This is a genomic window from Amycolatopsis sp. VC5-11, assembly GCF_037034185.1.
Classification (GTDB): Bacteria; Actinomycetota; Actinomycetes; order Mycobacteriales; family Pseudonocardiaceae; genus Amycolatopsis; species Amycolatopsis nivea.
The window spans coordinates 323,887-338,660 of sequence record NZ_JBAGKF010000002.1; the positions used below are offsets into that span (position 1 = coordinate 323,887).

Sequence of the window (14,774 nt, forward strand, 5' to 3'; positions counted from 1 at the left end):
GGCAAATGCGAATAGCGTTCGTTTTAGCCTTGCCAGGGTGCTCCGGGCCGCGTCAGCATGCCGGGCATGGCCTCCCTCAACCGTCGCCGATTTCTCGGCCTCGCCGCGCTGAACTCCGCCGCGGCCCTTGGACTGACCAGCATTTCGGCGACGACCGCGCGTGCCGCGACGCCTCCGCCGCTGCCGGACTACTCGCCCGCGGTGGTGATCGGCACCGGGTACGGCGCGGCGGTCACCGCGCTGCGGCTCGGCGAGGCGGGCGTGCCCACGGTGATGCTCGAAATGGGCCAGCTGTGGAACGAACCGGGCCCGGACGGCAAGGTCTTCTGCGACATGCTGAAGCCGGACCGGCGGTCGATGTGGTTCAAGAAGCGCACTGAAGCGCCGCTCGCGTCCTTCCTGTGGCTGGACATCGCGAACCACGACATCGATCCGTACGCCGGGGTGCTGGACCGGGTGAACTACGGCGGGATGTCGGTGTACGTCGGGCGCGGCGTCGGCGGCGGGTCGCTGGTGAACGGCGCGATGGCGGTGCAGCCGAAGCGTTCGTACTTCGAGGAAATCCTGCCGCGGGTGAACGCCGACGAGATGTACGGCAAGTACTATCCGCGCGCCAACGCGGGCCTCGGCGTGAACCACATCGACGAGGACTGGTTCGAGACCTGCAAGTCGTACCAGTTCGCGCGCGTTTCCCGGAAAGCCGCGCAGAAAACCGGGCTGAAGACGACGTTCGTGCCGAGCGTCTACGACTTCGAGTACATGAAGAAGGAAGAGGCGGGCACGGTCGAACGCTCGGCGCTCGCGTCCGAGGTCATCTACGGCAACAACCACGGCAAACGCTCGCTGGACAAGACGTATCTCGCCGCCGCGCTCGGCACCGGGCACGTGACCATCCAGACGCTGCACGAGGTCCGCGAGATCATCCAGCAGCAGGACGGCACGTACACGCTGGTGGTGCGCGAGTCCGACGCGCTCGGCAATGTGCTCGCCACCAAGCACCTGTCCACGAAGTACCTGTTCCTCGGCGCGGGCAGCCTCGGCTCGACCGAACTGCTGGTGCGCGCCCGCGACACCGGAAGGCTGCCGCGGCTGTCCGAAGCGGTCGGACAGGGCTGGGGCACCAACGGCAACGTGATGCTCGGCCGCGCCAACCACGTGTGGGACACGACCGGCAGCCTCGAAGCGGGAATGCCCGCGCTCGGCATCGACGACTGGGACAACCCGACGCATCCGGTGTTCGCCGAGATCGCGCCGGTGCCCGCCGGGCTAGAAACGTGGGCGAGCCTGTACCTGGCGATCACCAAGAACCCCGAACGCGGCCATTTCGCCTACGACGCGGCCAGCGATTCGGCGAAACTGCAGTGGTCGCCGGACCAGGGGCAGCCGTCGATCGACGCGGCGAAATCGTTGTTCGACCGGATCAACAAGGCGAACTCCACGATCTACCGCTACGACCTCTTCGGCGACACGCGGGCGTTCGAGAACCGCTTCACCTACCACCCGCTCGGCGGATTGGTGCTCGGCGAAGCGACCGACGACTACGGCCGGGTGAAGGGGTACCGGAACCTGTACGTGACGGACGGTTCGCTGATTCCGGGCAGCACCGGCGTGAACCCGTTCGTGACGATCACCGCGCTGGCCGAGCGCAATATCGAACGGGTCATCGCCGAGGACGGCGTGCGCGCTTAGCGGTGCGCTGACCGCAGCTTTTCGTAGTACGCCACGCAATCGGCGTACGACGGCAGCAGGCCCTGGTCGAGCGCTTCGGCCAGGGTTGGCGCTGCTTTGTCCTTTTCGGACACAATGGGGGCCAGTCCGGTCGGCCACGGCAGGTCCAGAGCCGGGTCGAGCGGGTTGATGCCGTGCTCGCCCGCCGGGTTGTACGGCTCAGAGCAGAGATAGGCCATCACGGTGTTGTCTTCCAGCGCGATGAAGGCGTGCCCGATGCCTTCCGCCACGTAGACCGCGCGGAACTCGGCCGCATCGAGCCGCACCGCGTCCCATTCGCCGAACGTCGGCGAGCCGACGCGCAGGTCCACCACCACGTCCAGCAGCGACCCGCCCGGGCAGTAGACGTACTTCGCCTGGCCCGGCGGAGTGTCGGCGAAATGCACGCCGCGGATCGAGCCCGCGCGCGAAACGCTGTGGTTCGTCTGCGCGACCCGAAGCGGATGCCCGGTCGCGCGGACCATCGCCTCTTCCTGGAACGGCGCGACGAACAGTCCGCGTTCGTCGGGGAACACGCGCGGGACGAACTCGAACGCGCCGGAGACCTTGAGCGGGCGGAAGTCCATGGCGGCCACCCTATCGAGTGTGTTTCCCGGACCCGGAACGGAACTGCTTCCAAAACCGGACGGACGTCTTGGGAATCGCGAATCTGTGACATGAGCCGCACCGAGGGGTCGGGGCCTGCCGGGGGCCTGTCATGATTGACGGACCGCAGCGTCGGCGGCCATCGCCACACCCCACGGATCGGATGGCCGCGCAGACGCCTCGCCGACAGGCCGGCGCTACCGCGCTGGGCTGCCGTCCGGAGGACGAGTTCCCACTCTCGACGGGCGCTTGCACGCCCGTCGACCAGGTGGTCCCCCGCTCGCAGTCCCAGGAGTACGTTCGATGACCCAGACCCATCCGCCCGCTTCCCTCGATCCCACGACAGGTTTTCCGATGACCGACCAGGCCAGCAGCGTCGCGGCCGTGACCGACGCCGAGATCTTCACCGGGCACGAGGGCGGCAAGCTCTCCGTGGCGGCGACCCGGCCGATCTCCGACCCGCGCGACCTCTCGATCGCCTACACGCCCGGCGTGGCGAAGGTGAGCCGCGCGATCGCCGAGGACGCGGCCAAGGCGAAGCGGTACACCTGGGCGGACCGGCTCGTGGCAGTGGTCAGCGACGGCACCGCGGTGCTCGGCCTCGGGGACATCGGCGCGAGCGCGTCGCTGCCGGTCATGGAGGGCAAGTCGGTCCTCTTCAAAACCTTCGGCGGGCTGGATTCGATCCCGCTGGTGCTCGACACCACCGACGTCGACGAGATCGTCGAGACCCTGGTGCGGCTGCGCCCGTCGTTCGGCGCGGTCAACCTCGAGGACATTTCCGCGCCGCGCTGCTTCGAGCTGGAGGACAAGCTCAAGGAGGCGCTGGACTGCCCGGTCATGCACGACGACCAGCACGGCACCGCGATCGTCACCCTCGCCGCCCTGCGCGGCGCGAACCTGGTGCTCGACCGCGACATCGCCGGCGAGCGGGTCGTGGTCTCCGGTGCGGGCGCGGCTGGGGTGGCCTGCGCGAAGATCCTGCTCGCGGCCGGCGTCGCGGACGTGACGGTGCTCGACTCGCGCGGCATTGTGCACGCCGGGCGCGACGACCTGAACCCGATCAAGCGGCAGCTGGTCGAGACCACGAACAAGGCCGGGCTCACCGGCGGCCTCGCCGAGGCGCTGCGCGGAGCGGACGTGTTCCTCGGCCTGTCCGGGGCGACGATCGACCCGTCTCTGCTGTCGACGATGGCGGACGACTCGATCGTGTTCGCGCTGTCCAATCCGGACCCGGAGGTGCACCCGGCGGTCGCCGCACAGCACGCGGCGATCGTCGCGACCGGGCGGAGCGACTTCCCGAACCAGATCAACAACGTGCTGGCGTTCCCTGGCGTGTTCCGCGGCGCCCTCGACGCAGGCGCGCGCTCGATCACGGAGAACATGAAGCTGGCGGCCGCGGAGGCGATCGTGGCAGTGGCTTCGGATGATCTGGGGCCGGATCGGATCGTGCCCAGTCCGCTGGACCCGCGGGTCGCGCCTGAGGTGGCGGCCGCGGTGGCCAAGGCGGCTGAGCAGGACGGCGTGACTGGCTGAGTTTTGCTTGGGGAAGGGCTCTCCGGCTTTCTGGTGCCGGGGAGCCCTTCTTTGTGGGCTTCTTTTGGACTTGCCAGTCCATTTTTTCGTCGCCACGGTGGTCTTCATGGAGATCGGATTGCGTGGGTACGGCGTGTGGCAGGTCGGGGCGTTGACTACTCCGGCGATGGCTGCGGAGATCGAGCAGTTGGGGTATTCGGCGTTGTGGCTTGGCGGGCCCGGGGTGGATCTGGCTGGGATTGACGAGCTGCTGGCGGCTACCGAGTCGTTGGTGGTGGGGTCGAGCGTCGTCAATGTGTGGTCGGGGGATCCGGCGGTGTTGGCTGAGTCGTATCAGCGGGTGGCTTCGCAGTTTCCCGGGCGGTTTGTGCTCGGGATCGGGGCTGGGCATCGGGAGCAGTCGGCGGGGTATGAGCGGCCGATGGATGCGGTTCGGCGATTTCTTGATGTGCTGGATGCGGGTGGGGTGCCGGTTTCCGGGCGGGTGCTGGCTGCGTTGGGGCCGAGGATGTTGGAGTTGGCTGCGGAGCGGGCTGGCGGGGCGGTGCCTTATTTGGTTCCGCCTCGGCATACTCGGGCGGCTCGGACGGTGTTGGGTGCTGGTGGGTTTTTGGCGCCGGAGCAGAAGGTTGTGGTGACTTCGGATCTGGTTCGGGCTCGGCGCGTGGCTCGGGGGCGGGTGGAGAATCCTTATTTGGGGTTGGGTAATTACACTCGCAATTTGCGGCGGTTGGGGTATTCGGATGAGGATTTGGCCGGGTCTGGGTCTGATCGGTTGATTGACGATTTGGTGGCGTTGGGGGATGTTTCCGCGGTCGCTGCTCGGTTGGGGGAGCATCGGGCGGCTGGGGCGGATCATGTTGTGGTGCAGGTGGTTACGGAGAAGTATCAGCTGCATCCTGGGTTGCCGGGGGTGCGATTGCAGGTTTATGACGATGAGGTGGTGGGGGTTTATCGGGGGTTGGCTGGGGAGTTGTTTTAGTCGGCTCGTCGCCTGGCGGCGACATTGCGTTCTGGCGTGCGTGGGGCACCCCGAAGCTTGATTGTGCTGACGGTCTGGGGTGGCTTGTCAAGGCGGGAAAGATGCCTTGACAAGCCACCCCAGACCGCAGGAGAGCTTCGTATCGGGGTGCGGGGGTGGTGTGGGTGCACTTCGAGTTGGGTGCATCGGTGGCGGTTTGCTTGAGGTGGGGGCTTGCGCCCCAATGTGGCATTGGGTGCATGTGGCGCACCCAATGTGGCGTTCGGTGCGTGGGACGCACCCAATGCCACATTGGGGCGCATCCCGGGGCGGCGGGCGGGGCGGTGTGGTGTGGCCCGTGAAGGGCTCCTCGAGGGAATCTGGGTCTCTGAAGGAGCCCCTCACGGCCCGCCGACGGTCGTGAGGGGAACCCTGAGGGAGTCATAGTCAATGAGGGTGGCCCTCACGACCTATTGCCGGAAGCAGTGATCGCGCGCGAGCCCGGGGCGGCGAGCGAGAAGCGATTGCGCTGGTCAGCGGGCGGATAGCGCAGTCTGGCCGCTGCATTGCCGTCAATCTGGCCGCTAGGTTGACGGCAATCTGGCCGCTACTGGGTCTTCAATCTGGCCGCTCCAGCTGCTTCAACCTGGCCGCCCAGTAGCGGCTGGTGGTCAGCCGGGGAGCAGTTCCGCTAGGCGGTGTCGGGGGACGTCCACCAGGCGTAGGTCCGCCAAATCCTCTGGGACGTTCAGTGCGGCATTAGCCAGCCTCGCGTGGGCGCGGGTCAGCAGTTCGGACGGGTGGTCGACCAGGTCTGCGGCGACGATCGCGTGGCGGTTGTCGGGGGTGCTGCGGAGCAGGCGGAGGCGGTACTTGTCCGCGACCAGTGCGGTCAGGGCTGCTTGCGCGGCTGCGTCCGCGAGGTCGGGGTGGTTGTTCGGCAGCAGCAGTGCCAGGCGTCGGGCGTTCGTGCCCAGCAGGGTGCGCAGTAGCCAGGGGCCTGGGTCGGCGGTGAGGTCCATGGCGACGGCATCGCCTTCGGGGCCGGACGTGGCCCAGCCGACGGGGCGCGTTTCCAGGGCCAGGCCGCCTTCGGAGGCGATTTCTCGGGCGGCCGCCAGAAGGCCCGGCTTGGTGCCGGCTGATTCGACTGATTGCGGGCCGTGCGTGTAGATGGCGGAGCTTCCCTTGCGGGCGAACGATTTCTTCGCCTTCGCGGTTGGTTGGCAGACGTACAAGTCTGCCGCGCTGCCGATTGCTTGGGCGCCGGTGTAGCGGTTGAAGTCCGGGAGGATCGCCTCGTAGGTCAGGCCCAGGGTGGCGAGGGAGCGCTGCACTTGCGCGCCTAGCGCGGGGTGGCGCGGGCTGTAGCCGTAGGCCAGGAGGATTCGGCCTTCGGTGGGTTCGCGCAAGGCTTGCACTGCGCGGGCGGCGAAGAGGCCCATGCCTTCCGGCGTGTAGGGCGGGTCGCTGAAGACCAGGTCTGCTTTGCCGGTCAGGGCCGGGGGCAGGCCGACGCGCAGGTCGGCGTGGGCGGTGAAGATGGTGCGTTCGCCGGTGGTGTCCAGGTAGGACAGGACGCGTTCGTCCAGGTCCACTACGGACAGTTCCGCTTCCGGGCACACCGCGCGCACGGCTAGCGACGTCAGATCGTGGTCGCCGAGGAAGAGCACCTTGCTGCGGCGGAGGTCGTAGCGGGAGTTCAGCCACAACGCGCGGCGCAGCACGGTCTCCGGGGTGGCTTGCACGTGGTCCAAGGCCGCGAGCGGGGGCGGGACGGCGGCGATTCGTTCGGCCAGCATGGTGAGCAGGGCCGGTTGGGCGGCGACCGCGGCGTCGAGGGGGTCGGGCAGGGGCGGCAGGGAGTACGACGCGTAGGTGGCGCGTGCGGGCGGGGCGATGCGGATGCCTGCGGGGGAGCGTTCCAGGTCCGGTTCCAGCGCTGCGAGAAGGTCTTCGACGCTTCGGCGCGGGGCGGCGGTGAGCCGCACTAGGTCGGCCAGTTCGTACGAGCCGCTGCGGAGCAGGGTGAGCACTTCGTAGAGCGGGCGGACGGCGGCGCCATGTGCGGCGAGGACGTCGTCTAGGGCGGTCACGGGGTCCGAGGGTAGTCGGCCACGCTGCGGGACAGGCTGCCAAGGCCGCGCGAGTGGGCTACCGTCGGACTCTGCACCAGGACGTGGGGAGAAGTCTGTGACCATCGAATTCCGAGACGTCGTCAAGCGCTATCCGGACGGCACGGTCGCGGTCGACGGCCTCTCGCTCACCGTGGAAGACGGCACGATCACGGTGTTCGTCGGTCCGTCCGGGTGCGGCAAGACGACCTCGCTGCGGATGATCAACCGGATGGTCGAACCCACCTCCGGCGCGGTGCTGCTGGACGGCAAGGACGTCAGCGAAGGCGACCCGGCGGTGCTGCGCCGCGGCATCGGCTACGTGATCCAGCACGCCGGGCTCTTTCCACACCGGACAGTGCTCGACAACATCGCGACCGTGCCGCTGCTGTCCGGATGGGACAAACGCAAGGCGCGCGCCAGGGCGGCCGAGTTGCTCGAGACGGTCGGCCTGCCGACGGAACTCGGGAAGCGGTATCCGGCGCAGCTGTCCGGCGGGCAGCAGCAGCGCGTCGGCGTGGCTCGTGCGCTTGCCGCCGATTCGCCGGTGTTGCTGATGGACGAGCCGTTTTCCGCGGTCGACCCGGTGGTCCGCGAAGGGCTGCAGGACGAGCTGCTGCGGCTGCAATCCCAGCTGGGCAAGACAATCGTGTTCGTCACGCACGACATCGACGAGGCGGTGCGGCTCGGGGACAAGGTCGCGGTGATGCGCGTCGGCGGGAAGCTCGCGCAGTACGGCACGCCGGCCGAGGTGCTGCGGCATCCGGTGGACGACTTCGTCGCGTCGTTCGTCGGCCGGGACCGCGGGTATCGCGGGCTTTCGTTCCTGCCGGCGAGCGGCGTCGAGGTTTCGCCGGCTCGGACGATCGAGCTCGGCAGCAAGATCGACGGCCCGTCGGAGGGCTGGCTGCTCGCGGTGAACGACGAGAAACAGCCGCGCGGCTGGCTTCCGCCAGGCTCCACAGTGGACGGCTCGTTGGCGGAAACCGACCTCGTGGCAGGCGGATCGCTGTACGTGCAGGGCACGCCGATCCGCGGGGCGCTCGACGCGGCGCTGTCGTCGCCGGCCAGTCTCGGCGTCGTGGTGGACGACGAGAACCGCGTGCTCGGGACGGTGGTCGCGCACCAGGTCTTGGATGTAATCGAGGCCTCCCCGCAGGCGTCCTGATGGGCGACTTCTTCGGCGAACTCGGCCGGTACCTGTCGAGCTCCAACAACCGCGGCGAAATCCTCGCCAATCTGCTCGAGAACATCTATCTCGCGCTGGTGCCGCTGGTCGCGGGCATCGTGCTGGCGATCCTGCTCGGCTGGCTGGGGCATCGCTGGCGGCCCGCGCGCAGTGTGCTGCTGGTGGTGGGGAATCTGCTGTACACGATTCCGTCGCTGGCGCTTTTTGTGGTGATTCCCGGCATTATCGGGACGAAGATTCTCGACAGCGTCAACGTGATCGTCGCGTTGACTATCTACACCACCGCGCTGCTGGTGCGTCCGGTGCTCGACGCGTTGGAAGCCGTGCCGCCGCACATCGTCGCGGCTGCCACGGCGATCGGATATCGCGGGCCGCGCCGGTTCTTCAGCGTCGAACTGCCGCTCGCGGTGCCGGTGCTCGCGGCGGGGGTGCGGGTGGCGTCGGTGAGCAATATCAGCCTGGTGAGCGTCGGTGCGCTGATCGGGACCGGGGCGCTCGGCGTGCTGTTCACCGACGGGTTCCAGCGGGAGTACTTCTCGCCGATCGTGGTCGGGATCGTGCTGACGATGCTGCTCGCGTTGATCGTCGACCTGCTGCTGGTGTTGCTGCGCAATCTGTTGACGCCTTGGGAGAGAGCGGGTCGCGCGCCGGCCGCGGAGGTGGCGGGATGATCGGCGACGTCTTCGCCTGGTTCACCACGGCCGCGAACTGGCAGGGCACGGGCGGCATTCTCGCCCGGCTCGCCCAGCACGTCGGCTACATCGCGCTGGCGCTGGTCATCGCACTGGTGATCGCGATCCCGATTGGACTGTTCGTCGGCCACACCGGCCGCGGCGGCGTCGTGCTGGTCGGGGTGGGCAACGCGATCCGCGCGCTGCCGACGCTCGGGCTCGTGACGTTCCTGTTCCTGCTCTTCACCGAAAGCACCACCGCGACCATCATCGGCCTGGTGGTGCTGGCGATCCCGCCGGTGCTGGCGGGCACGTACGCTGGCCTGCAGGCGGCCGAACACGATGTCGTCGACGCCGCGCAAGGCATCGGGATGACCGGCTGGCAACGACTGTGGAAAGTCGAGGTGCCGATCGCGCTTCCGTTGGTACTGGGCGGAATCCGCAACGCGGTCCTGCAGCTGATCGCGACGGCCGCGGTAGCCGCGTACGTCGGTCTCGGCGGCCTCGGCCGGTTCCTGCTCGACGGACTGGCCATTTTGGACTACACCGAGGTCGTCGCGGGCGCGATTCTCACCGCGTTGCTGGCGATCGTGGTCGACCTGCTGCTCGCCGCCGCACAGCGGGCCTTGGTGCCCAAGGGAGTCCGGCTGGCCGCGCAAGCAGCGTCCGGCCGGGCAGCGGCCGCGGGAGGAGCAGCGTGAAACGGTGGGGGATCCTGGTGGCCGGGCTGGCGCTGCTGGCGTCGGCGTGCGGAAACCCGCTGTCCGGCGGCGGTGAGGGCGGCAGTACCGGCGACATCATCATCGGCGCGTCGGATGTCGGGGAAAGTTCCTTGCTGGCCCAGATTTATGCCGGGGCCTTGCGGAATGTCGGCGCGCACAACGTGACGGTGCGACCGCCGGTCGGCAGCCGCGAGGTCGTGGTGAAAGCGTTGCAGGACAAGTCTTTGTCCGTGGTGCCGGATTACTCCGGGAACCTGCTGCGGTATTTCGACAAGAACACTCCGGCGACGACGTCGGAAGATGTTTACGCACAGCTGAAGCAGAAAATCCCGGGCGGGTTCGAGGTTCTCGACCAGTCGCCCGCGCAGGACAAGGATTTGCTCGTGGTGGGCAAGGAACTCGCGGCCACCGGGGTGAAGACCTTTTCTGATCTGGGACCGCGCTGCAAGGACCTGGTGATGGGCGGGCCGGGGCAGTGGAGCAGCCGGTGGAAGGACCGGATCAAGCAGCTGTACGGGTGCGAGTTCAAGGAAATCCGCACGACGGATACCGGCGGGCCGGTGACGGTGGCGGCGTTGAAGTCGGGTGAGGTGCAAGTGGCGGACTTGTTCAGCACGTCGGCGACTATCGCGTCCAATGGGTTCGTGCCGCTGGAGGACGACAAGCACATGTTCCCGGCGCAGAACATCGTGCCGCTGGTGTCGCGGGGGACGTTGAATGCCGCTGAAACGGCTGCGCTGAACCGGGTTTCGGCGGCGTTGACTACGGAGCAGTTGACTGAGCTGAACGTGCAGTACACGGATGAGAAGCGGAACGCTAAGGATATCGCTGAGGAGTTCTTGCGGCGGAACGGGTTGGCGGCCTCGTGAGTGGCGTTGCCGGTTCTAACCGGATTCGCCACTCACGAGCGCTACCGCCTCAGAGCCGGTCGAAAGCCGCCGCGTAGCGGAACGCGCCGCGGTTTTCCGGGGTGTACGCGGCCAGCGGCAGCGCCTGAAAATGCGGGGCCCATTCCGGTACCGGCGGGGTCACGCCGAGCTTTTCGGCCATGACGAAGCCGAAGCGGGAGTAATAGCCTGGGTCGCCCAACAGCACGATCAGGCGGTAGCCGAGTGCGTTGGCGGCGCCGATCGTTGCGTGGACCAAAGCGGAGCCTGCGCCGCCGCGGTGGCGGTCCGGGTGGACGCCTAGCGGGCCGAAGCCGATGGCGGAGTTTGGGTCGTCGCCTAGGCGACCTGGGCTGGAGCAGGCGTGGCCGATGACCTCTCCGTCGCGGACGGCGACGAGGGAGAGTGCGGGGAGCAGATCGCCGTCGGCGGTGAGTTCGGTGACTAGTTTCGCTTCCGGCATTTCGCCGGTGACATCGGGATTGTGGACGCGGAACGCGGCGGTGTGCACAGCATGGATCGCTGGTGCGTCGGCGGCGGTCGACTGGCGGATCTGCATGCGCCCAGTTTCCCTGAGCGGCGGCTGGAGAGGAAATTCATTTTGGCGGGCCGCATTAGAGTGGGGGGTGATGAGCGAGGTGGCGATAGGGGCGGCGCACGGCGATCGGCTGGTGATCGACGTGCTGGGGCGGATGCATGCGGGGGCGGTCGATTTCTGGGACGGCAACTGGCTTTTCAGCCCGGTTGACCTGGTGGTCGGCGGGTTTTCCGCGCGGGTGCCCGCTGGGTTGCGGGCCGAGGAGTTGCGGAGTTTCCGGGAGCAGCTGGCGAAGGCGTATGCCGACTTCGGCGGGGTCGCTCGGCTGACGTCGATGGAGGAGTGGCTCGATCTGACGGTCACCGTCGCCAAATCCGGGAGGGTTGAGGTCGAGGGAACCGCGACCGACGGGCGGGGGAACCGGCTGTCGTTTCGGATCGGCGAGCTTGATCAGTCTGATCTGCCGGCGATCATCGACGGGTTAGCGTCGATCGAGGCGGAGTTTCCGGTGCTAGGCCGTGACAGTTTGGGGAGCGACCCGGGCCGGGCGGTCGTCTCGCATGAAGAGGAGGACGGCGGCTCCCACGAGCGGTCCGGCGGCCAGGGTGAGGAACGCTGAATAGAACGAGCCGGTCGCGTGGAAGACCGGGCCCACGACGGCGGGCACGATGACGCTGCCCAGTTGCCAGAAGGCGTTCACCGCGCCAGCCGCGGAACCGGCTAGCCGGACACCGGTCAACGCGGGGATCATGGCGGCGGTCAGCGGGCTGTAGGCGTACGCGCCGATGCCGAGAATCGGGGCCACCACTAGGAAAGCGCTGTAACTGCTCAGGGAACCGAAGACCAGCAGAGCGCCGCCGAAGAGGATGAGGACGGCGATGATGGGGATTCGCCTGCCCAGGCCGATTTTGTCGGTGAGCCAGCCGATCAGCGGTTTGATCACTACCGCTGTGCCGGAGAAGATGACCAGGACTACACCGGCCCGTACGGGGTCGATGTGTTCGCCGCGGATCATCAGCGTGTTGGACCACGTGACGAAACCGTAGGTGCCCCACAAGCCGCCGAAACCGGCTAAGCCCAGCAGCAGCAGGTCGCGGTTGCGGAAGAGCGGGCGGGGGTCCGGCAAACCGCGGCGGGTGGACGTGGCGACGTTGCCGTTGCGGATGAAGACCAGGCACAGCAGGCCGAGTACGACGGTGACGCCGCCGAAGAGGTGGTACGACACTGGCCAGCCGCTGGTTTTCACGAGCGTGGGCACGACCGCGTTGGCTACGACTGTGCCCAGCGAGGTCGCGATCATGAAGATGCCGCTCGCGAGTCCGTGCTCCTCCGGGCGGAACCAGGTGGTGATCAGCTTCAGTCCGGCGGAGAAGTCGACTCCCGCGAACAGGCCCAGCAGAGCTTGCAGGACCAGGCCCCAGGCGATGGACGTGGTCGAGCCGAACCCCACCATGAGCGCGCCTGCGACGAAGGAGCTGATGCCCAGGATCGCGCGGCTGCCGAGCCAGTCGGAGAGGAAGCCGCCGGCGGTGTTGGAGATGACGTAGCCGATGTAGTAGCAGGTGGCGAAGATCCCGAGCGCGGCCAGCGGGACGCCGAGCGAATCGCTGACCGCCGAGGACACCGGGCCCCAGGTCGACCGGTCCACCGAGGTCATCGTGAACACAGCCCAGCAGAGCAGCAGGACGACCCAGCGATAGCGGCTCGGCATGGGGCCTCCTTCGACCTGACGGATGATCAGGGAAGGTTCCCGTTACCGGCGGTCGCGGGTCAAGCCAAGGCATCCTGACGGTGCAACTCGGCCCGGATCGCGCGGACGTCGTGGGCTCGGCCGTCGACGTACTGGGCGGCGGCGATCCCCGCGGCGTGGCCGGTCGCGAAGGCGGTGCCCATGACGCGGACGGAGGCGTACGCGTCGTCGTCGGAGCTGGTCAGGCGGCCGGCTGCCCAGAGGTTCGCGGTGTCGGCGGAGCAGATCGCGCCGTAGGGGAGGTCGTACCAGCCGCGGTCGGCGATCGGTTCGTAGCGGGTGACGCCGGGGCCCGCGTGGTCTTCGATCGGCCAGCCGCAGCGGCCGATGGACACGTCGGGGCGTTTGCGGGCGGTCAGGACGTCGCGGCCGGTGAGCTGTTCGCGGCCGACCAAGTGGCGGCCTTCGCGGATGCCTAGCTGGGGGCCGGTTTCCTCGAGGCGCGCTGACGACCAGCCGGCGAGGTGTTTGCGCAGAGCGTCCAGGTATTGCCATGCCTGGCGTCGCGCGTTGGCTTCGTCGCGGCTCAGCGAGGCGGCGTCCAGGACGTCGGTTTGTTCGTCCACCAGGAGGGCGATTACGTTGCGGGTCAACGGAAGATGCACGGCGATGCCGTAATCGCGGGGCAGCTGGACGCCGGTTTCCCGTTGGTACGCGGCGACGGCGGCGCGCAGGCCCTCGCGCGAGAGGTCCGCGTCTTCGGGGACACCGGAGAACCGGCAGACGAGCGTGCTGGTTTGCCGGTCGCGCAGCGGGGCGACGCGGACGGCGGCTCCGGCGGCGGCCAGGAGCGCGCCGTCGCCGCTGGCGTCGACGAACGCACCGGCGGTGACCCGTTCCCGGCCGCCGCGGTGGTGCAGTTCGACCTCGGTGACGATGCCGTGCGTCCGCCGCGCACCGATGAGCTTGGTGTGCAGGAGGACGTCCACGCCGGCGTCGGCGGCCAGCTCGTCGTACACCAGTTTGGTGGTTTCCAGGTCGAGCAAGACGATCTTGTTGCCGGTCCAGCCCATCGTCTTCTCTTCGTAGGCGCCCCGGTGCCGCAGCCGCTGCAGCACCTCCTCGCCGACGCCCGCGACGACCTGCTGGCCGGTCTGGTCGAAGAAACCGCAGAGGGTCAGCACGGAACTGATCGTCGCCGCGCCGCCAAGGTACGGGTACTGCTCGACCAGCAGCACCCGCGCCCCGGTGCGCGCCGCCCCGGCAGCGGAGGCGATACCCCCAGCACCGCCTCCGACTACGACGACGTCGTAGTGCACTCCAGCCCTCCTCGGGTGTTTGGCATCCAGTGAACTGGGTCCGGCCGGGACGTCGCCACTGCCTTTCCGGCACCCCGGGCATACCCGGAAGGTATATCTATGAAGACCAGAAAGTATGAAACTCATACAAGTTGGCGTACGCTCGGGGCATGGACACGAAGGCAGCCGGATACCGGCGCAAGGTCAACACGATCAACCGGGTCATCACCGCCCTGCAGCGCGCGGGGCTCGCGTTCGGGCCGATGGAACTGCTCACCGTCCCCGGGCGGCGCAGCGGCGAGCCGCGGACGTTTCCGTTGGCGGTATTGAAAGTTCAGGGCGGGGAGTACCTGATCCAGGCGTTCCCGAAGGCGGCGTGGGTGGCGAACGTCCGCGCGGCGGGGGAGGGCACGTTGTCGCGGGGACGGCGATCGCGACGGGTGCGGTTCGCGGAACTGCCGGTCGCGGAGCGGGGGCCGGTGCTGCGGGAGGTGGTCGCGGACGGGCCGCCGAGCGTGGGGCGACGTTACGTCACGACGGGGCTGGCGGAGTCCCCGACGCCGGACGGGGTGGCGGCGGCTGCGGGGAGGATCGCGGTTTTTCGGGTGGAAACGATCTGAGAACGGCGAAGGCCGGACGCACGATCGCCAAGGCCCAGGAAACGGCGAAGGCCGCCGCGGGAACGAAGATCAGCCGGACCAGCGGTCGCGGCATGTGCGCGGACGGGGTGGGCACGTTGCCCCCGGGGGCGTGAGTGGGCCGCCGAGCGGGAAGGCGTTAAGCGACGACGGAGCTGCTGACGCCGGGGCGGGGCGGAGGCAGCCGGGTCGCGGTCGTGCGTGGCGATGCCGGTTA

At 68.3% G+C, this 14,774-nt stretch carries 14 protein-coding genes; 9 read left to right on the forward strand and 5 right to left on the reverse strand.

Annotated features, from left to right (window positions below; all coding sequences use genetic code 11):
• Positions 1–66 precede the first annotated feature (66 nt).
• The gene (locus WA670_RS08840) at positions 67–1,689 is read left to right on the forward strand and encodes a GMC oxidoreductase (protein WP_238604344.1); all 1,623 of its coding nucleotides are present in this window, start codon (positions 67–69) and stop codon (positions 1,687–1,689) included.
• Here the strand turns inward: WA670_RS08840 and WA670_RS08845 are convergent.
• Positions 1,686–2,294: a dTDP-4-dehydrorhamnose 3,5-epimerase family protein gene (locus WA670_RS08845; protein ID WP_238604345.1), complete on the reverse strand. Its 609-nt coding sequence runs from the start codon at positions 2,292–2,294 to the stop codon at positions 1,686–1,688. The two genes, WA670_RS08840 and WA670_RS08845, sit on opposite strands and share 4 nt — an antisense overlap.
• Positions 2,295–2,667: 373 nt before the next feature.
• On the opposite strand from WA670_RS08845, the gene WA670_RS08850 reads away from it, so the two are divergent.
• Both WA670_RS08850 and WA670_RS08855 read left to right on the forward strand, forming a co-directional pair.
• On the forward strand, positions 2,668–3,849 hold the full coding sequence (locus WA670_RS08850) for an NAD(P)-dependent malic enzyme (RefSeq protein WP_037816832.1): 1,182 nt from the start codon (positions 2,668–2,670) through the stop codon (positions 3,847–3,849).
• A gap of 106 nt (positions 3,850–3,955) precedes the next feature.
• Complete coding sequence (locus WA670_RS08855) at positions 3,956–4,831, forward strand: TIGR03620 family F420-dependent LLM class oxidoreductase (RefSeq protein ID WP_336157390.1); 876 nt, start codon at positions 3,956–3,958, stop codon at positions 4,829–4,831.
• 650 nt (positions 4,832–5,481) lie between these two features.
• Here the strand turns inward: WA670_RS08855 and WA670_RS08860 are convergent.
• On the reverse strand, positions 5,482–6,906 hold the full coding sequence (locus tag WA670_RS08860; protein ID WP_336157391.1) for a bis-aminopropyl spermidine synthase family protein: 1,425 nt from the start codon (positions 6,904–6,906) through the stop codon (positions 5,482–5,484).
• A 97-nt stretch (positions 6,907–7,003) separates the two neighbouring features.
• On the opposite strand from WA670_RS08860, the gene WA670_RS08865 reads away from it, so the two are divergent.
• Genes WA670_RS08865 through WA670_RS08880 form a run of 4 tightly spaced genes read left to right on the forward strand, consistent with a single transcriptional unit; the run spans position 7,004 to position 10,375 of the window.
• Positions 7,004–8,092, forward strand: coding sequence for an ABC transporter ATP-binding protein (locus tag WA670_RS08865; RefSeq protein ID WP_275295889.1), 1,089 nt, complete (start codon positions 7,004–7,006; stop codon positions 8,090–8,092).
• Complete coding sequence (locus tag WA670_RS08870; RefSeq protein WP_134728109.1) at positions 8,092–8,784, forward strand: ABC transporter permease; 693 nt, start codon at positions 8,092–8,094, stop codon at positions 8,782–8,784. Before WA670_RS08865 ends, WA670_RS08870 begins: the two co-directional genes overlap by 1 nt.
• Positions 8,781–9,485, forward strand: coding sequence for an ABC transporter permease (locus WA670_RS08875; protein ID WP_336157396.1), 705 nt, complete (start codon positions 8,781–8,783; stop codon positions 9,483–9,485). The genes WA670_RS08870 and WA670_RS08875 overlap by 4 nt, the downstream gene beginning before the upstream one ends.
• Positions 9,482–10,375, forward strand: a complete 894-nt coding sequence (locus WA670_RS08880) for an ABC transporter substrate-binding protein (protein ID WP_037817221.1) — start codon at positions 9,482–9,484, stop codon at positions 10,373–10,375. Before WA670_RS08875 ends, WA670_RS08880 begins: the two co-directional genes overlap by 4 nt.
• A 49-nt stretch (positions 10,376–10,424) precedes the next feature.
• Here WA670_RS08880 and WA670_RS08885 read toward each other — a convergent pair whose 3' ends face one another.
• Positions 10,425–10,952 carry a GNAT family N-acetyltransferase gene (locus tag WA670_RS08885; RefSeq protein ID WP_037817220.1) on the reverse strand — a complete coding sequence of 176 codons (528 nt, stop codon included), beginning with the start codon at positions 10,950–10,952 and terminating at the stop codon, positions 10,425–10,427.
• Between the two features lie 70 nt (positions 10,953–11,022).
• On the opposite strand from WA670_RS08885, the gene WA670_RS08890 reads away from it, so the two are divergent.
• Positions 11,023–11,550: a WapI family immunity protein gene (locus tag WA670_RS08890; RefSeq protein ID WP_442893081.1), complete on the forward strand. Its 528-nt coding sequence runs from the start codon at positions 11,023–11,025 to the stop codon at positions 11,548–11,550.
• Here the strand turns inward: WA670_RS08890 and WA670_RS08895 are convergent.
• Both WA670_RS08895 and WA670_RS08900 read right to left on the reverse strand, forming a co-directional pair.
• The gene (locus WA670_RS08895) at positions 11,443–12,642 is read right to left on the reverse strand and encodes an MFS transporter (RefSeq protein ID WP_336157402.1); all 1,200 of its coding nucleotides are present in this window, start codon (positions 12,640–12,642) and stop codon (positions 11,443–11,445) included. The genes WA670_RS08890 and WA670_RS08895 overlap by 108 nt on opposite strands.
• 59 nt (positions 12,643–12,701) lie before the next feature.
• Positions 12,702–13,940 carry an FAD-dependent oxidoreductase gene (locus tag WA670_RS08900; RefSeq protein ID WP_336157404.1) on the reverse strand — a complete coding sequence of 413 codons (1,239 nt, stop codon included), beginning with the start codon at positions 13,938–13,940 and terminating at the stop codon, positions 12,702–12,704.
• Between the two features lie 149 nt (positions 13,941–14,089).
• Between WA670_RS08900 and WA670_RS08905 the strand changes: the two genes are divergently transcribed.
• The gene (locus tag WA670_RS08905) at positions 14,090–14,539 is read left to right on the forward strand and encodes a nitroreductase family deazaflavin-dependent oxidoreductase (protein ID WP_134728112.1); all 450 of its coding nucleotides are present in this window, start codon (positions 14,090–14,092) and stop codon (positions 14,537–14,539) included.
• Positions 14,540–14,774: the final 235 nt, after the last annotated feature.